Raw genomic sequence first — 18,039 nt, 5'->3', positions numbered from 1 at the left:
CAAGCAACACGTCATACCGCCGCGGTATCCCATAGATCCCGCTAACAAGTAGCGGGATGACGAGGTTTACCTTATCGGATTGTTTCAACACGTCATACCGCGATTCATTCGCGGTATCTCAAAGCATAGATCCCGCTAACGGGTAGCGGAATGACAGTTTTTCAAATTGTCGGTAAATCTAAGTCAATTTAGCTATAGCTCACGCTGCTTGGGTGGACAATAGAAAAAGTTTGTTACTTAAGCTTAAAAAACGTGTATGATAGCGTTATTTCACTTAAATCTTTTGTATTACTATCAAGCATTATCTCAGGATCTATATAGAAAGATACGGGCATAGCTGCTTTTTGTTTTGGTAGCAACATTTGTTCTTCAAAACAAAAGCATGCAACTTTATTAAAATACTTACCTGCTTTGAAAGGCGTAACGTTATATACTGCCATACCAAATGAAAGATGATCAGATAGATTTTTTGCGTAATAAAATGCTAAACTTTGTTCTCCTATGTTTACGTCAACGTAGTTAGTTTCTGATTTAAATTCCCAAGGTAGATCGGACATTATATCAGCATTGAAGTGGACCCTGATTTTTTGGTCAGTTGCACTTATTGTTGCATTAGTTACTTTTCTTGTTGTGCCACCATACCCGGTAGCTTTACAGAAAATGCTATATAATGGTACCGATGCATATGCAAGACATAGCATCAACACGACTAAAGATATTAAAAAGAAAACTATAGAATTCTTACTACCTTTCCTTAAAAAGGAAAACATCTAGTCCCTATTATTGAACAAGTTAAGTAACCTGAGTAGATTGAGAAATATGTTAATAAAGTTAAAATAAAGATCAGTTGCACCCAGTATTGCCAATTTAGTAGTAGCGACTTCTGATCCGTCGTTATATTTATAATAAACGTCCTTGATTCTTTGAGCATCATACGCAGTCATTAAGGTAAAGACTATTACTGATATGAACGATATTGCAAAGTAGAGAGGACTACTTCCAAGGAATAAATTTACTATGGATGCTATAATTATCCCCAAGACTCCCATAATCAAGAAAGAGCCCATACTTGTAAGATCTCTTTTTGTGGTATTACCATATAAAGCCATAGAGCCAAACATAATTGATGTAATGAAAAACGCTCTTGCTATATTTTCTGCAGTATAAACTATAAAAATATAAGATAAGGAAAGCCCCATTAACACTGAGAACGAGAAAAATATAGTAACGGCAGACTGAGCACTTAGGTGTTGAATTCTATACCGCATATAGATCACCAATGCAGCTGGAGAGAATATTATCACAAGCGACAGAACAGGATTAGAATGAATTACCTGAAAAAGATCAGAAAATACCGTTAGAAACGCAACAAGCCCTGTAACGCCTAAAGCTAAAGCCATGTAATTATATACTTTAGTTAGGTAACTTCTGAGCCCAGCGCTATAATAAACGCCCTGAGAGCGGATATCCTGTTCATTTCTCATGTAAGACATAAATATAACCCCTTTTGTCCATTATTTAACACATTATAATATAAAACCACATTTTTATCAAGTATTTTTATTATAAACAGTTATGCGCTGGCATTTGTTTTAATATAAATAGAATATAGGCCTATTGATGCTGCATTTGAAACATTTAAGCTGTCAATTACGTTTGACATTGGGATTTTTAAAAGATAATCACAATTTTCTTTAACTAACCTCCGCATTCCTTTCTCTTCAGAACCAAAAATGATTACTCTTTTTTGGCCAAAGCTCTTTATTTCATCTATATCCTCGCCAGCGTTACAATCAAACCCATAACACCAGTAGCCGACCTTTTTTAAATACTGCATAGTTTTTACTATATTTGTAACGTATATTAGCGGGACAATATCTAAAGCTCCACTTGCTGCTTTTGCAATAGATGCATTTTCACTCGGTGAGTGGTTATGTGGTAAAACCAATGCGTTGACATTAAAACAAGCTGAAGTTCTTAAAATTGACCCAATATTGTGCGTGTCAGTGACTTGATCTAAAATGACTATAGTAGATCTGTCGTTTGAGCTTTCAGCTACTTCTTCGATGCTTAAGTTACAAAGAATAGGGGCAACATTTAAAGCAATTCCTTGATGGTTAGCACCTTTAGATAAAACGTCATTAAGTATTTTGTTTTCTACTAATCGAACTTTAATGCCCTTACTATTTACACATTGCCTAATTTCTTTTTCGTGTTCTCTATAGAAATTTTCTGTTGCTAATAGTTCTATACACCGCCTATTTTTATTCTTCAGTGCTGACATGCAGGTGTGCTTTCCATACAGCCAAAAATTCTCATTAGTTTTTGACGATTTCATCGTATTATCGAAAATCGGGTTTTTACAGAATAAGCAACATTTTACTATGTTTGGATATTGTTGTAAAATTATACAATTCGATTAATGCGTTTATGTCGGACGATGAGTTGGATTGGCAAAAAAATGTTAAGCCAATAGAATGTGGAAAAGTTACTTTAAAAGTTAATCATAAAGTAAATATAAAGTCTATGGTTGATAAAGGTACCTCCGACTTACAAAGGAATTTTTTTAATACCAATAATGGTAACTCATCATTTTGTCTTGACCAAAACACAAAATCAAAAGTTGATAGGGGTAAATATTTTATAAGCGATAAGCTCGATTTGCACGGCTATAGTATAGAGGATGCTTACTGTAAATTGATAGATTTTATTATCAAAAATTATCGAGCAGGAAATAGATGTTTATTGGTAATTACGGGATACGGCAGTGCAACAAATAAAACAGACACTATAAAGAATAACTTAAATAAGTGGTTAAATGATACTAAAATCCAGCATATGGTTCTATACTACCAGCAAGCTAAGAAAAAACATGGTGGTAAAGGGGCTTTTTATGTTTTATTAAGAAGGCTTAGGCCCTATTAGCTGCTTAAGTTTCCTTTTAAGCCTTAATTTTTCTTATATAGCCATATAAAAACCAGTGTTCGGCAGCGCGTTACGCACAATTGTACAAACATTGTAGCCGTTATTCAAGTAGCCCGCAGAAACGAAAAAACTTGCTTGACAAACTCCGCCAGCCCCCTTATTATGAAAATAAGGGTATTCATGACTCAAAACTTGTTTTTGACCTGCAGGCTCAATGACAAAATTCAGTAAAAAACTTAGGGTATTTTTTGGCGGATTACATAAAATTATAGCGGCTGCATGTCTTTTTTATTTTTTCTACATTCAGCCAAATCGCGCTTATTTTAAGCGTTAGCACATTATTACAGCGCCACTTACAGTAATATAGAGTCAAAACTCGCACCACGGGGCTTCTTTTGCCTTTTTTTATTTGGTAAATTTCTTAATGTTTGTAGCTAAAGCAATTTAAGAGACCGAAAATGGTGTCATTCCAGCGCGCGACGCTGGAATCTAGTCTTTATTATGCAGCCACTTGTTTAAAGTTAAGTTTTCTGGATCCAAGTAGTCAAGCTACTCGGATGACACCCTCCTGATGGGCCCAAATCACAATGTTCGTACAGTTCTGGGCGGTATGACAGCGTTAGCTATACTTTTATACTCACCAACTCAGCATCCAATCAAGTAGTCAAGCTACTTAGATCTGGTAGACTCAAATCACAATGTTCATACAGTTATGCTGTGCCCTATGGTGTGATGTTCTACGAGTTGGGTAACAGGAGGTAATGCAAGAAGTCTAATAGCGCAGCAACACGGAACCCCATGTGAGACCTGCACCTATTGCAATCAGCAGTACCAGATTTCCTGATTTTATTTTTGATTCTTGTATTGCATAGTCTAAAGCCAGTGGAATTGACGCTGCTGAGGTGTTTGCATGCTTATCAACGGTATTAATCACTTTCTCTATAGGAAAATCTAATTTCTTTACTACTGCTTCAATAATACGAATGTTTGCTTGATGGGGAATTAACCAGTCAATATCAGTGATTTTCAAATTATTGCATCTTAGTGTTTCCTCTACTGAGGCTGTTAACTTATCCACTGCATGTTTAAACACTTCTCTTCCATTCATGCATATTTTTCCAGAATCATCAGTAGAGGATACCCCTCCGTTCGTACATAATATGTCCACATTGCCATCAGAGTGTAAGTTTGTTGATATGATGACGCTGCTACCCATTTCCGATTTTATTATCACTGCACCAGCACCATCACCAAAGAGTACACAAGTTGACCTATCTTCCCAGTCAACAATCCTAGACATTATTTCAGCACCAATAACGAGCGCATATTTAATTCTATTGTTAGATTTTATGAGCGAATCAGCAACTGTAACTGCATATATAAAACCAGAGCATGCTGCTTGTACATCAAAAGAAAATGCGTTTTTACATTTTAACTTACTTTGTACAATCGTTGCACAGCTAGGCAAAGTTTTATCAGGCGTTGTTGTTGCAACTATAATCAAGTCAATTTCATCTACTGAAATTTTAGCTTTTTCTATAGCACTTTTTGCTGCATTTACAGCTAGATCTGACGTTAATTCTCCTTCATCTGCTATATGCCTTTGAACTATTCCTGTTCTCTGCCTTATCCATTTATCGCTTGTCTCAACTATCGATGCAATTTCGTTGTTACTCAACGTTTTTCTTGGTAGATAAGATCCAGTGCTTAATATGAAACTTTTATTCAATATGACTTACCCCGTTAATTATCTTTTGATTTAAATTTTCACTAATTGCATTTACTGCAAATTTTATAGCATGGGCAAAAGAAATAGGATCAGAATTTCCATGACTTTTAATGATGATACCATTCAGCCCTAAAAACATAGCTCCACTTCTAATTTTGGGATTAAAACGCGTTAATGCTTTATTTAGTTTAGATTTTAACAATATACCAATAAGCATTTTCGCTATCCACGAGTTGAATACTTCCTGCTTTATTAGATTGATAAAAGTACTAGCGGTTGCCTCAGCTGTTTTGAGCATTACATTGCCAACAAAACCATCAGCAACAATCACATCTATATTACCCTCTAAAAATTCACTTGCCTCTATATACCCTTTGAAATTAATGCCTGGAGCGTTTTTAAGCAACTCAAAAGCGCCGCGCACTGAGTCATTACCTTTAACTTCTTCTGTACCGATATTTAGCAAAGCAACCTCAGGATTGTCAATTTTTAGCGCTACTTTTGCAAATATACTTCCCATTAATGCAAATTGGAATAACGAATCGGCATTACAATCGACATTTGCACCAAGGTCAAGCAAAGCGAAGCTTTTTGTCTTAGTTGGACAGATAGAGACAATAGCAGGACGATAAATATTTGGTAATGTTCCTAAAATAAATCTGGAAATTGCCATCAACGCCCCGGTGTTGCCTGAAGATACCACTCCGGAAGCTTTACCTTCTTTCACCGCAACAATTGCAGCTTTCATACTTGAGTCTTTACGATGTCTCAGCGCAAAAGATGGCTTATCATTTGCAAGGACATTGTCAGAACAATGAGTAAACTCAGAATTGTTACTTACTTTTTTATATTTCAAAAGCAAAGGAGATACTTTTTCCTTATCTCCATAAATATGAAAAAGAACTTTAATGCCTGGTTCAACAAGATTATCCAAAAAAAAACCAGCACCCTGAATTACGGAAAGAGGCGCAAAATCGCCCCCCATAGCGTCAAGTGCAATAACTATGTGATTATTGACCGTAGGTAACATACCATAATAGTCATTCTGCCTGTTGCTTAATGAAAACTCGTTTTCCTTTGTAACTGCCATCTACTGCTACATTGTGAGGCAACATGAATTCTCCAGTTGTTGAACATACCACAACATTCTTAGGCTCAATAGCATGATGAGAACGATGCATATTACGCCTTGACTTCGACTTTTTTCTCTTTGGAACTGCCAAAACTTCCTCCATTCTACTACAAAATTCAATTCATTAATAACATGTTTTTTACAAGAAGTAAACAGGGATAATAAAATAAGTAAGGTTTGCTTATGTAATTGAGTCCTATAGCTAAAGTGGCTCAGGTTTACCTACAATTTGAAAAACCGTCATTCCGCTACTAGTTAGCACCGCGGCGGTATGATGTAGGGAAACCTTTCTTGGGTTAAGCTTTAAATTAAAACATCAAGTATGTTGAACTTAAAACATATCTCAGCTATACTTTGCGATAAAGTTAATAAAAATTTTAATAAAATCAGTAAGACTAACCTCTAGCTAAAATGAATACAAAGTGAGCTTTTTTGATATAAATAGTGTTAGAATAATTGGTAGGTACTTTATCAATTTTTTGTTAAGGCTTGGTAGTGCATTCATATTTTTTATTCAATCTCTATACCACTGCTTTGTGCCACCATATTATTTTAGCAACGTAGCAAAACAAATTATAGAGATAGGCTTTTTCTCTCTGCCAATTGTTGGGCTCACTGGAGTTTTTATAGGAGCGGCGATAGTTTTACAAAGCAGCTTGAGTGACTCATTAATTAACCAAGAGCAGATAATACCCAAACTTGTTACGATCACTATCATTAAAGAGTTAGGACCAGTTTTGATCAGCTTAATAATGGTAGGGAAGGTTGGATCATCAATTGCAGCAGAAATTGGTACAATGCGCATCACCGAGCAAATAGATGCCCTTACAACTTTGAACATCAACCCTTTCAAGTATTTAATTGCACCAAGGATTTTAGCGTCAATCATAGTATTTCCCATACTTACAGTATGTGCAGATCTAATAGGAATATTTGGAGGATGTATCACTGCAGTCTTCGAATTTAACCACAATCTAAATATATACATTAAATACACAGCTCAATTCTTTAATATGTACGATTTTATTGTTGGGCTAATAAAAGCAATTGCTTTTGGCGCCATAATTTCTGTCTCAAGTTGCTATTACGGTTACCATTGCAAAGAAGGTGCACGAGGAGTAGGTGTTGCTACAACATCAACTGTTGTTTTATCGTCCATACTGATCATTTTAGCAAACTACATGATTACTTTGATACATGCGTAACCCCATAATATCAATATTGAACTTAAGCTTATCTTTTGATGATAGGACAGTACTAAAAGATCTAAGTTTCGATATATTAAAAGGGGAATCATTAGTCATACTTGGCGGCTCAGGAAGCGGCAAATCTGTACTAACAAAAACAATTATCGGCTTGCTTGCTCCAGACTCAGGGTCTGTTAAAATAAATAGTAAAAGCAAAAATAAATTTGGGGTTTTATTTCAAAATTCCGCTTTATTTGACTACGTTACAGTGTGGGAAAATATATCTTTTAATTATAAAAAGCGCTTTAATATCAGCAAAAAGGAGGCAAAACAGCTAGTAATCGAGAAGTTAAATGATGTTGGACTGGAGGAAAGCATAGCAGATATGTTTCCAATAGAGCTATCAGGTGGAATGAAAAAAAGAGTAGCACTTGCAAGGGCGATTGCACACAATCCAGAAATCATCGTATTAGATGAGCCAACTTCAGGATTGGACCCAATTATGTCAGATATAGTAAACGAGATAATAATAAAATTATCTAAAGATCTTAACACTACAATTATCACGATTACACATGATATTCATAGCGCATTTAAAATAGCTGATAAAATAGCAGTATTACATGAAGGGGAGATCATTTCCCATGGAACTGTTCAGGAAATACAAAATACTAATAACGAATATATAAAGAAATTCATTCGTTATATAAGGTAGCAGACATTGGAATTCGGATTTTTTCAAACTGGGTCCTATATGGGTCATATATAAGATGACAGAAATTGTTTGTATTAGCTATATTCAAAAGCTCTATTGATATTTTGCAATATTTGTGATAAAATAATAGCTTAAGGTTGAGAGTAAAAATTTATGAGTGAAGCTCAAGGTCCAAATATTGCAGAATGGCAAGCGCAGCAGCAACACCAAGAGGCTGCTGGTGAGAAAAGTGGTTTTGGTCTTGGTCATAGTGATTCTGTTTCAACAGTTGTCGATGGAATGAAATGGTTGTTCAACTTTCATGAAGGAGCAATTGCTGCTTATAGTAACGTGTTTGAAAGTTTGGTAAGTGGCAGTAGTTTAGTAACACTGTTTGGAAAATCAGGTAATATGTTTGGCATAAAATTTCTTGAAAGCCTTGGAGAACATTTTTCAGGTGGAGGTGGGGAAGATATGCCATCAGAAGGAATGGATATGGCTCATGGTGATGAGGGACCTCACTCAGATGATTACCCTCATGCCAATAATGAAATGGCTCATAATGCTGATGGTTTGCAAGACATGCATGATGCAGGTGATCACCATGGTCAATCTTTTTCACCTGGTCCTTCACCATCTGTTGGCGATGACCACGAACATGAACTTGGTTAAACGCTTAAAAACTGCTGAATAGTATGCGAGAAGACCTAATAAGAAAAGTTGCTATTGTTGTGAGTTTGTCTTAGTGAAAAAGGTTTCAGTTTTAGGATCAACAGGAAGTGTTGGAAAAAAGACTGTAGATTTGCTCTCAAGGAGAAAAGAAGAATACCAAGTGGAAGCACTAAGTGCCCACTCAGACTTTGCTCTACTGGCACACCAAGCAACACTGCTGAATGCAAAATACGTTGCTATCTCCGATGAAAGGTTTTACAAAGATTTAAGAGAAAACCTACTTGGTACAGATGTAAAAATAGCAATTGGCGCTACAAATATTGCTACCATACCTGTTGATCTCTCAGTTGTTGCAATAATTGGCATTGCAGGCCTTGAACCAGTTATGCACATCATAGAAAGCGGTACTAAAGTCATTGCACTAGCAAACAAAGAAAGCATTGTTTGCGGTGGAAAGTTATTACTCAAAAAAGCTAAAGAAAAAAACGTACAAATAATCCCTATCGACTCTGAACACAACGCAATTTTTCAAGTTTTGCAAAATGACGACAAATGCGTAGAAAAGATCATACTTACTGTTTCTGGTGGACCATTCTTAAACTATAGTTCTGAGCAATTAAGAAATGTCACCGTAGATCAGGCGCTTAGTCACCCCACTTGGAATATGGGAAGGAAAATCTCAGTTGATAGTGCAACAATGATGAATAAGGCACTAGAGATAATAGAAGCACATAACTTGTTTAACATCAGCCCGGATAAAATTGAAGCAATAGTGCATCCTGAGTCAATAGTACATGGAATTGTAACTTATAAGGATGGGTTCAACTTTGCTGTGCTTGCAGAAACTGACATGGCAATTCCTATTTCATATGCTTTGTCTTGGCCGGAAAGATCAGCTTTAAATCGTAAATTAGATTTAACAAAGCAAGGAAAATTGACCTTTCAAGAACCAGACCATAAGCGTTTTCCTGCGCTAAAGCTTAGTATGGCAGTGTTAAACTCTTCTGCTCCACAAACAAACAGTATTGTGCTCAATGCTGCAAATGAAATAGCTGTTAATGAATTTTTGAAGTCACGAATTGGCTTTTTAAAAATAGTAGAGGTAGTGGAATCAACAATGGAAAGTTTTGATAGTTACACTGATATTAATTCACTATCTGATATAATAAATATTGATTGTGAAAGTCGTATTATTGCTAATAAAATTGTTGAAAGTAGAGTTGTTGCGTATAGCTAGAGTAATGTAACCAGACTGCATTCTGTGATTTTAGCAAAACACGATCTTTCATTTGAGCTTTCTTCAATTTAAAATAAATACAGAAACTAGCTATCTTCAAAAATATGGTTGAATAATTGTATCCGTTCAGGCAATGGCATCAACTTAAGGGATGTTAAGGAGTAAAATACTACAAGAGACAGCACTTTTGTTTCTATTTTATTGCAACAAAAAAGTTTAAAATGTGTCATTTTTAGGTGAGGCATGCAAAAAGGAAAAGATCTTATCTTACAAATTAAAAATGCAATATACTCGAAAACTTTTCAGAAAATCCATTGTGTTGAGTTTTACACGAACAAGAAAACTTCTTTTTTCGACAGTATTTTCTATAGTTAGTTAAAAAAAGTTTGGGAATAGAATGTGAACTTATGGAGCCATTGACATGTACCCTCAAAGCAAGCTTTTTCTAAAGCAAGGTATAAGATTTGCCATACAGGCTTTCAAGAATTTAAGCATCCAAACAGCCTATCAGGATGAACCTGAGTATGGAACTTGGAGAGGCTATAGACTTATTGCAGCAGATGGTTCTGGTATGAGATTACCCAGCTCTGAGGAAATTGTATCCGAGTTTGAACCAAATGGAACAACAGGCACCATTGGCAATTTGTTTGTTGATTTGTGTACTTCGCTGATTTGTAGTGCTCGTTTTACGGCTTGGAATATAGGTGAACAAACGTTGGCGGAAGAGCAATTACCCGAAGTTATCACTCAAATGCGTTCATTAAATCAAGAGAAATTATTATTTATCTATGATCGTCTTCAGTAAAATTCATTCAGCAGCATGATGATTTGGAAGTAGATTTTATTTTTCGCTTGCAAAAAAGAAATTATAGCAAGCTATGGGAACGCTGGCGAATTAGATTTTGATTTTATATTGGAAAATGAAAAGCTAAAAAATAAAATGAAAGGACAGAAAGTAAGAGCTGACATTAGCCAACGGAGAAACAGAGGACTTCACTTTTTGATCGAGACTTTGGAAGATATCAGTAAAGCTTATGTATTAAGGTGGCACATAGAGGAGTGCTATAAACGACTCAAAGTAGGAGCAGAGTTAGAGAATTTTTCTGGAGAGGCTGTATTACAAGAATTTTGGGCAAACTTGGTCATGTGCAATATATTATCGCTTCATATGTGTGATGCACAAGGGCCTTGGAACCCAGATCAAATTGCTGAGTATCGTTTAAATTTTTCAGTTTTATTTGGTGTGATGAGACAGAAACTTTATCAAGTGCTTGTTGCGCCAAAAGATTTTCAAGCCCTTTTTGATAGAGCAAGTATACGCGCTAAAGTTAAGATCCGACCGGGAAGATTGTATAGCCGCGATAAAGTAGATAAGCCTAAACGCCATCATGTCTTTAGGAGAGTTTGCTAATGTATGCTCTTAAGTTAACGCCATTGACTGTTCTCCCTCGTCATACCGCCGCGGTATCTCTAGATCCCGCTAACAAGTAGCGGGATGACGAGGTTATCGTCATGCCACCGCAGACCGTCATACCACGATTCATTCGCGGTATCTCATCAGCTAACAAGCAGCGGGACGACAGCAGTACTACGTCATACTACCGCAAACCGTCATACCGCCGCGGTATCTCTAGATCCCGCTAACAAGTAGCGGGATGACGGTTGTCAGGCTAGCTGTCATCCCAGTGCCCAGACACTGGGATCTCATTTTACTCTATAATGGCAGTGCCTCTATGATGTAAGGAATCCAGTTTTTATGCAATCTCATCAAGAACGTTGTGTTTTAACGTAAGGTTGGCTACTTTTACACTCACTAACTTAGCTGGATCCCAGTGTCTGGGCACTGGGATGACGAGAAAGGAGTACTGGAATGACACCCTCCTGATGGGCCCAAATCAAAATGTTCGTACAGTTATGGGTTTAGCACGCCTTACAATTCTCAAACACCCTTCCCACATTAGAATTATTAAGTTCACTATAAGGAGGAGCGCTTGGAGGAGAGTAAGGAGGAGGTGGTCCATAATTCCTAACTGCTTCTTTAGCCTTCTCAATATTATCTGATTCTTTCTCATGCTTCATATGAAAAGCTAAACCACCAGCAAAACATACGAGAGAATTAACGCCAAGGATAACTAAACCCCACACTGGTAAGACTGGGTAAACAACACAAGCTACCAAAGCCGCTAAAGAAACAGCGCCAACCGCAAATTCTATATTCCTAAGCATCTTAAGCTTATTATCAAGATAATCTATTTTTTCTTCTTTTCTAGCCGCTTTTCTGCTGCTGTTATACCAAAAACACATACCAGCATGGAAAGCAACACACACAACTGCAGCTACCATACCTAAAGCTAATAGCTTTCTACTGTCTTCCGAGTCTTTTTTCTTATCTTCTCTGCTTTGATGGCTACCACTACTGAAACCAGGGTTATTTATAACTGTAGTATGACCACCAAACAGGCTGCGAAGTAGTAAATAATCCCAAAAATCTAAACCTCTATCATTGTGTACATGTACGTGTGTAACCTGAGGGCCTGTAGGTTGCCTGTTATTCCCTGCGTTATATTGATTATTTCTGCTTCCTATATCGTGCCTATTGCTTGAATTTGGATGTGTAAATTTTTCATACGCATTTTTAAAATTCTCCTCACTCCAATTTGTGGTGTTTTGCGTATTACAAAATTGTAAAAACTCTTTAACATTACTGTTACTACCAGATTTTTTTATATAGGCTAACGCATACCTTTTTAAAACACTATCACTTGCTACCATAAATACCCTCTTAAGTTAAGACTAAATTAATAAATACTTATTATAACAAAGTAACGTCTTCTTGTCAAATCAACCATAACTTAATACCCTGTTAATATCCTTTCCACCAGCTCTTTTACTGTCGGTACGTAGCCATTCTCATAAAACGGATCTTGCTTAAATTTGTACACATTGTGCCCGGAAAACATGAGTTCATTTTCAATATCGCCGTCATGTATAATGTTTTGCAGTGTTTTTTGTATACAAAAACTCCGTGGATCTGGCTTTCGTCCTGTTGAATGGTCGCCGTGATCCTTCCAATTGCTAAACAAACAATGACTTAAGCATCCCATACAATTGATTTGATCTTGTCTTATCTCTGCAAATTTGCCTGGCGTCACAAAAATAACAGTTGTATCTGGAGTTTTCATTGCTTCTGTATACCCTGCTTTAGTCCATGTATTTGCCAGCTCTTTGTCTTTTGAAGTAAGGTAGATCTTCCTACCTCTGCTACCCATTGCAAATTCACTACTAAATTCTTCGCTGGCATTTTCTGAAAACTTTATTTGACGTGAATTCCGTTTCTGCAACTCACGTATGAAGTTATTTTTTACTGCAGATGAGTAAAACCCTGTTGGACTGAATTTATTTAAAAACACATCACCTTCTTCTAAAGTGAGTAGCTTCTTTTTCCACTCTGCAGAAATTGGGCTTTCTTTCGTCAAAAGTGGACGAGTGCCAAACTGAAAAGCTATTGGTCCAATTTGCAGATTGTCAAACCAATGTTCCCAATCTTTCAAATGCCACACTCCTCCTGCCATAACAATTGGTGTTTCTGAAAGACCGATCTCGTTCATGAAAGATCTAAGCTCTGCAACTCTTTCAAATGGAGCTTGTGGTAGCTCTGGGTCTTCACTGTTACTGAGTCCATTGTGCCCTCCAGCAAGCCATGGATCTTCATACACTACTCCACCAAGCAAACAGGAAGATATTCTTTGGTAAGTACGCTTCCATAATGCTTTAAAAGCACGCACCGATGAGACAATAGGGTAATAATAAACCTGATATTTAGCTGCAATTTCTCCAAGCCTATAAGGCATACCAGCACCGCAGGTAATACCATGAACTAAGCCTTTTGCTTTTTCTAATATGCCATGAAGCACGCGTTCTGCTGCTCCCATCTCCCAAAGCACATTCATATGTATTCTTCCATGACCTTTTGATATTTCATTCGCTATTTTTGCCTGACTGATTCCAGCTTTAATACTATACTCAATCAATTCACTGTGTTTTTCATTTCTTGTTTTGCCTTTGTAAATCAGCGGCACTAACTCACCATTATCATCAATAAGCTTAGCATTTGCACCAGAAAACGTACCCACAGCATCTGCTGCAGCAAATGCTCCACTTGACCTTCCATCACTGATTGCGATGCCTTTGCCGCCCTCAATGATTGGCCACACTTCCTTTCCCGAAATTACTATCTTTTTTATCTTATTTTTCAAAACTTCCTCGCAATCTTTCACTCTATTTTACTTAATTACTAAAAAAATAATAGCTGTTTATTTTTTCTTATATCATCAGAGCCTCTGCATAGCCAAATTTGGGTTTTGAGTAGACACAGCAGCTACTGTAATATAGTTTCGAAAGAAGTCTAATGTATTTTGCTATATGATCATAGGTCTAACAGGCGGAATTGGGGTAGGAAAGAGCTTTGTAGCTAATTGCTTTCAAGAGTTTGGTGCTGCTGTGTTTGATGCTGATTCTGTTGTACACCAACTTTATAAAGTGGATAAAAGCATAATAAGTTATGCAGAAAAAAATTTTCCTGGAGTGGTAGTAAATGGTGAAATAGGTAGAACAGTACTGTCTAAATATTTCTTAACCTACGATGAAAATTGGAAACAATTTCAATCTTTGGTTCACTCTGCTGTGCTGCGTGAATTAGAATTTTTTATTGCCAAGGAAAAAAAGATCGATAGAAAGCTTTTAGTTTTAGATGTGCCACTTCTATTAGAAACAAAATTTCATTCATACTGTGACCTTATTATTTTTATCTATGCAGATAGCGTTGTGCAAGCTCAAAGACTTAACGAACGCAACATAGATAAAGAAAAGCTAAATTTAATCTTCAATGTTCAGTTATCTATTGAGGAGAAAAGGAAGATGAGTGACTTTATTATCGACACCAGTGTAAGCAAAGAGTATGTTTTTTCTCAAATAAAAAAAATAGTGGATTCATTAAACCTCAACACGTAGCTCTACGTCATACCGCCACAGTATCTCTTGGCCGCTAACAAGCAGCGGGATGACGAGGTTATCTTCATACTGCCGCGAACCGCCATACCGCCGCGGTATCTCTAGATCCCGCTAACAAGCAGCGGAATGACGATTGTCGATAAATCTAAGTTACTTTAGCAACAGTTATTCTCCACCAAATTACTCCGAATTTTAGTTGTATTATTTGCGGATTTCACTGCTGAAATCTCAAATTTTGAGCTTGTGTTCAAAAATGATTCAACTGACCTGCCAAAAAAATCGTATCTCCACCCCTTGAATAGTTTATCTATCTGCCCAGATATTGACCCGGTTAACTCATCTTTTGAAGAAACTAATTTCCTTGATATGTTACTTTCTTTACATTTACTATCTAAAATAATTGAGAGTATATCGAATACAGATTTGTCATAATTATTCGGTAAGATGTTGTTTTGCTGCATCCAATTTTTTTCATTTTCATTAAAAATATTCACAAACTCTAGTAAATCTGCATCTTTTATATTTTTTGCATTCCTCTTGAGATCATCTAAAATCTCATCAACATGTTCTACATTTTTTTCAATAAAACCAGCTATTACAGCATTATTAATTACTTTATTACGATTCATATTATAGCGCTGTGCTAAGGTCTCTTGCCATTCACTAACTGCTTTAACAGTTAATACCAATCTTGGATTTGCTTCATAATTAAATTTAATTCTCTTCCATGCATCTTTTGGACTATGTAAATACTTATTTATATTAACTATTGATTCCATCTCTTCTTGAAACCAACACATCCTATTATTTTCTTCAAATTTATTGCACAATATTTGGTATAAGTCATATAGGTGTACCACGTCGTTTATTGCATAGTCTAACTGATCCTCGGACAACGGACGCCTTAACCAATCTGAATTTTTAGCTTTAATTTTATCCAGCACTATTCCTTGATATTGCTCTACTACTTTTGAGTAACCAATAAAGTCATGATAATAATGACAAAACATAGCGGCAACTTGGGTATCAAAAATGGGAGTGGGAATACATTTAAACACAGTGAGTAAGGATTCTATATCCTGCCGGCAGCTATGAAACACTTTGGTTATCCCCTGATTTAGCATTATTTTCTTAATGAATGATAAATCAATTTCTGGCACTAATGCGTCTACAATAAAACTCTTCTCTCCGTAAGAAATTTGAATTAACGATAATTTTGGGTAGTAGGTTAAATTATTTCTAATGAACTCCGTGTCAACTGCTATAAATTTCGGCTTTTTTGCTATTAATTCTTCACACGTATCTTCCAGCTCTGATGTTGTACTAATTAGCATATATTTTTCACTTGGTGGTTCTACTTTATCTGACCTTACCCAGAAAAAGTGGAGAGAAAGTTAAGACGTTTTTGTCATGAGAATGATGCATCAAATTGTGCAGGAATGCAATAATTAATAGTAGAATGCCTACGTTGTTTGTTATAAAAGATTTCTATGTATTCAAATATGGCAGTTCTGGTTTGTTGAGCGAGAAGTATCAATAAGCAGCTCCCTTTTGAGTGAACTTTTCTGCAACAGAGTTATCGTAACAACATCCCTTATGGCTCATGCTGGAAATGATGTTTTTTGTATTCAATAGAAATTGGTAATTTTGAGAGGTATACTGTGACCCTTGATCGCTATGTAACAGCAGATTTTTATCGGGTTTGCGCTTATTAACGGCCATCAATAAAGAGTCAATAACCAATTGTTTATTTATTGAACTGCTCATTAACTACCATGCGTGAATATAGATCCTGCCAAATATAGCCATCCTTCTTTGGTTTTTATATAAGTAATCCCATATTTTATTTGGTTGATCGACAATAAAGTTTTGGTCTAATATATTGAGAGCTACGACTCTATTGTCCTTTTGTTGCTTCTTAGTTTTAAATTTTCTTCTCAATATAGCCCGAATACCATTTTTCTGCATAACACTTTGTACTGTTTTAATTTTTGCCTAAAGCTTTTAATTCAGCGTGAATTTTAGGGATCTGCATTTGGATGCTTTTTTTGAATATCTTCTAGAAGCCCATCTTTTGCTAATTCCTTACTGCTTTTTCCCTTAGCAACCCATTTATAATAACCACCAGCAGATATGTCTAAAACCCTACATAGTTCCTGTATTTTATAGCAATTTCTATATAAAAGAATACTTTACTCTTTTTGTTTGGTCAGGGCTTTTTTTTAAATGTCTCTTTCTCTTGTTACTCTTGCTAGTTCTTTTTTTAGATCAAATCTTTCTTTGTCATAAGGAGCCTTTGTCTGGAAATGCGTATGCTTCTGACATTTTTCCATCATATTTTCTTACCCATTTACTTAACATACTGCCATCTATGCCTAGATCTTTTGCTATTTTTTTACTTCTGTTTCTTTAACCAGCTTAACAGCTTCTAATTTGAATCCTGCTGCTTCTATTTGCCATATTTTGAAAAAACGTCTTAACTTTCTCTCTACTTTTTCTGGGTAAGGTCAGAGTATCCACTTTAACCTCTCTAAATTTGCTCATAACCTCTTAACTTGACGCGTATGACTCCCTACTTGGATGACAGATAGTAGTGCGAAAGCCTCTTACAACTTACTTTTAATTAGTCTAACCCATGCGTGCCAATCCCTCTCACCAAGATTGCTTTCAAAAGATAGGAGATCCTTTACAGCTTTTGAGCAAATTTCTTCACTTGGAATTGATAACTCCCTATTCATTGCTAACGTTAAACATTGAGTTTTGCACGCTCGTTCTAAATGATACGTGTAAAACATTGCTTCTTGTATAGTCCGACCACACGTTATAGATCCATGATTGCGCATTAACATGACAAAATTTTCTTTCAGATCAGCTATTAACCTCTTTCCTTCTGTATTGCTAAGTGCTAGGGAATTATAATTATGGTAAGAGATTTTATTGTAAAAGTGCAGTGCCCATTGACTTATTGGAAGTAGTCCATCTTTTAGAGAAGAAACTGCTACAATAGAAGGTGTATGCAGGTGAAAAATTGCTTGAATGTCTTTCCTTGCTTGATAAACAAAACCATGAATTATATAGCCAGTTTTATTATATTGATATTCTGTACCCTCAATCACATTTCCATCTAGTGATACTCTCATCAATGAATTTTCATTCACTTCGTCAAAGCGTATACCAAATGGGTAAATATAAAACGACTTTTGATCTTCAGAACATACCGAGAGGTGAGTATATGTATGATCATCCAGCTTAAGGTAAGACAAAATCTGATAGGCATAGACTAGATCCCTTTTTACTCTGCTCTTTGTTAACAACACAATCCTCTGTTAGAATCTTCTGAAGATTTATATACGAAAAAAGGCTTGTAGTAAACTAATAAGTCTATGCCACTCTGTCTTGCTTTCTGAATACCAAACACTTTTGTATTGTAGCTTGCTTAAAAGTAGTTATCGT

20 protein-coding genes and 1 pseudogene are annotated in these 18,039 nt (G+C 36.0%); 7 read left to right on the top strand and 14 right to left on the bottom strand.

Annotated elements, in window-relative coordinates; genetic code table 11:
* Window positions 1-233 precede the first annotated feature (233 nt).
* The 3 genes from ABWU50_RS04585 to rlmB form a co-directional block, all read right to left on the bottom strand.
* Window positions 234-770 (bottom strand): cytochrome c oxidase assembly protein, encoded by a 537-nt coding sequence (locus tag ABWU50_RS04585; RefSeq protein ID WP_253307274.1) that lies wholly within the window; start codon window positions 768-770, stop codon window positions 234-236.
* On the bottom strand, window positions 771-1,493 hold the full coding sequence (locus ABWU50_RS04580) for a Bax inhibitor-1/YccA family protein (RefSeq protein WP_353275483.1): 723 nt from the start codon (window positions 1,491-1,493) through the stop codon (window positions 771-773).
* Between the two features lie 80 nt (window positions 1,494-1,573).
* Window positions 1,574-2,338, bottom strand: coding sequence for a 23S rRNA (guanosine(2251)-2'-O)-methyltransferase RlmB (gene rlmB / locus ABWU50_RS04575; protein WP_353275481.1), 765 nt, complete (start codon window positions 2,336-2,338; stop codon window positions 1,574-1,576).
* Window positions 2,339-2,430: 92 nt separating this feature from the next.
* Between rlmB and ABWU50_RS04570 the strand changes: the two genes are divergently transcribed.
* Window positions 2,431-2,925, top strand: a complete 495-nt coding sequence (locus ABWU50_RS04570) for a Smr/MutS family protein (RefSeq protein WP_353275479.1) — start codon at window positions 2,431-2,433, stop codon at window positions 2,923-2,925.
* Window positions 2,926-3,697: 772 nt separating this feature from the next.
* On the opposite strand, the gene ABWU50_RS04565 is transcribed toward ABWU50_RS04570, so the two are convergent.
* From ABWU50_RS04565 to rpmF, 3 genes are read right to left on the bottom strand one after another with little or no spacing between them, the layout of a single operon-like run.
* Complete coding sequence (locus ABWU50_RS04565) at window positions 3,698-4,654, bottom strand: beta-ketoacyl-ACP synthase III (protein ID WP_264688027.1); 957 nt, start codon at window positions 4,652-4,654, stop codon at window positions 3,698-3,700.
* A complete protein-coding gene (gene plsX, locus ABWU50_RS04560) occupies window positions 4,647-5,684 on the bottom strand; it encodes a phosphate acyltransferase PlsX (RefSeq protein WP_353276366.1) in 1,038 nt (345 codons plus the stop codon). The genes ABWU50_RS04565 and plsX overlap by 8 nt, the downstream gene beginning before the upstream one ends.
* Before the next feature lie 10 nt (window positions 5,685-5,694).
* The gene (rpmF, locus tag ABWU50_RS04555; RefSeq protein ID WP_010962967.1) at window positions 5,695-5,877 is read right to left on the bottom strand and encodes a 50S ribosomal protein L32; all 183 of its coding nucleotides are present in this window, start codon (window positions 5,875-5,877) and stop codon (window positions 5,695-5,697) included.
* A gap of 331 nt (window positions 5,878-6,208) precedes the next feature.
* On the opposite strand from rpmF, the gene ABWU50_RS04550 reads away from it, so the two are divergent.
* The 5 genes and pseudogenes from ABWU50_RS04550 to ABWU50_RS04530 all read left to right on the top strand — a co-directional run bounded on the left by ABWU50_RS04550 (window position 6,209) and on the right by ABWU50_RS04530 (window position 10,987).
* Window positions 6,209-6,991 carry an MlaE family ABC transporter permease gene (locus ABWU50_RS04550; protein ID WP_264731954.1) on the top strand — a complete coding sequence of 261 codons (783 nt, stop codon included), beginning with the start codon at window positions 6,209-6,211 and terminating at the stop codon, window positions 6,989-6,991.
* The gene (locus ABWU50_RS04545) at window positions 6,984-7,688 is read left to right on the top strand and encodes an ABC transporter ATP-binding protein (protein WP_353275477.1); all 705 of its coding nucleotides are present in this window, start codon (window positions 6,984-6,986) and stop codon (window positions 7,686-7,688) included. Before ABWU50_RS04550 ends, ABWU50_RS04545 begins: the two co-directional genes overlap by 8 nt.
* A 153-nt stretch (window positions 7,689-7,841) precedes the next feature.
* On the top strand, window positions 7,842-8,339 hold the full coding sequence (locus ABWU50_RS04540; RefSeq protein WP_353275476.1) for a hypothetical protein: 498 nt from the start codon (window positions 7,842-7,844) through the stop codon (window positions 8,337-8,339).
* 73 nt (window positions 8,340-8,412) lie between these two features.
* Window positions 8,413-9,576, top strand: coding sequence for a 1-deoxy-D-xylulose-5-phosphate reductoisomerase (dxr, locus tag ABWU50_RS04535; RefSeq protein ID WP_353275475.1), 1,164 nt, complete (start codon window positions 8,413-8,415; stop codon window positions 9,574-9,576).
* A 243-nt stretch (window positions 9,577-9,819) separates the two neighbouring features.
* Window positions 9,820-10,987: pseudogene (locus tag ABWU50_RS04530) on the top strand (transposase).
* A 343-nt stretch (window positions 10,988-11,330) separates the two neighbouring features.
* Here ABWU50_RS04530 and ABWU50_RS04525 read toward each other — a convergent pair.
* From ABWU50_RS04525 to ABWU50_RS04515, 3 genes are all read right to left on the bottom strand, one after another.
* A complete protein-coding gene (locus tag ABWU50_RS04525; protein WP_353275473.1) occupies window positions 11,331-11,453 on the bottom strand; it encodes a hypothetical protein in 123 nt (40 codons plus the stop codon).
* Window positions 11,454-11,496: 43 nt separating this feature from the next.
* Window positions 11,497-12,348: a hypothetical protein gene (locus ABWU50_RS04520; protein WP_353275471.1), complete on the bottom strand. Its 852-nt coding sequence runs from the start codon at window positions 12,346-12,348 to the stop codon at window positions 11,497-11,499.
* 80 nt (window positions 12,349-12,428) lie between these two features.
* On the bottom strand, window positions 12,429-13,832 hold the full coding sequence (locus ABWU50_RS04515) for an NAD(P)H-dependent flavin oxidoreductase (RefSeq protein ID WP_264688020.1): 1,404 nt from the start codon (window positions 13,830-13,832) through the stop codon (window positions 12,429-12,431).
* A 166-nt stretch (window positions 13,833-13,998) separates the two neighbouring features.
* Between ABWU50_RS04515 and coaE the strand changes: the two genes are divergently transcribed.
* Window positions 13,999-14,586: a dephospho-CoA kinase gene (gene coaE, locus ABWU50_RS04510; protein WP_353275469.1), complete on the top strand. Its 588-nt coding sequence runs from the start codon at window positions 13,999-14,001 to the stop codon at window positions 14,584-14,586.
* 155 nt (window positions 14,587-14,741) lie between these two features.
* Here coaE and ABWU50_RS04505 read toward each other — a convergent pair whose 3' ends face one another.
* From ABWU50_RS04505 to ABWU50_RS04485, 5 genes are all read right to left on the bottom strand, one after another.
* The gene (locus ABWU50_RS04505; RefSeq protein WP_353275467.1) at window positions 14,742-15,920 is read right to left on the bottom strand and encodes a ribonuclease D; all 1,179 of its coding nucleotides are present in this window, start codon (window positions 15,918-15,920) and stop codon (window positions 14,742-14,744) included.
* Window positions 15,921-15,994: 74 nt separating this feature from the next.
* Window positions 15,995-16,123, bottom strand: coding sequence for an IS3 family transposase (locus ABWU50_RS04500; RefSeq protein WP_353270857.1), 129 nt, complete (start codon window positions 16,121-16,123; stop codon window positions 15,995-15,997).
* Entirely contained in the window at window positions 16,120-16,353 is a 234-nt protein-coding gene (locus tag ABWU50_RS04495; protein WP_341822668.1) for a DDE-type integrase/transposase/recombinase, read from the bottom strand. The genes ABWU50_RS04500 and ABWU50_RS04495 overlap by 4 nt, the downstream gene beginning before the upstream one ends.
* A 3-nt stretch (window positions 16,354-16,356) precedes the next feature.
* A complete protein-coding gene (locus tag ABWU50_RS04490; RefSeq protein ID WP_353275465.1) occupies window positions 16,357-16,554 on the bottom strand; it encodes a transposase in 198 nt (65 codons plus the stop codon).
* A 638-nt stretch (window positions 16,555-17,192) separates the two neighbouring features.
* Window positions 17,193-17,903 (bottom strand): class II aldolase/adducin family protein, encoded by a 711-nt coding sequence (locus ABWU50_RS04485; RefSeq protein WP_253307196.1) that lies wholly within the window; start codon window positions 17,901-17,903, stop codon window positions 17,193-17,195.
* Between the last annotated feature and the right edge of the window lie 136 nt (window positions 17,904-18,039).

The sequence above is a fragment of the Wolbachia endosymbiont (group A) of Pipizella viduata genome, from assembly GCF_964028555.1.
Taxonomy (GTDB): domain Bacteria; phylum Pseudomonadota; class Alphaproteobacteria; order Rickettsiales; family Anaplasmataceae; genus Wolbachia.
The sequence above is the reverse complement of the archived record's forward strand: the minus strand, read 5'-3'. Positions and strand labels throughout refer to the sequence as shown.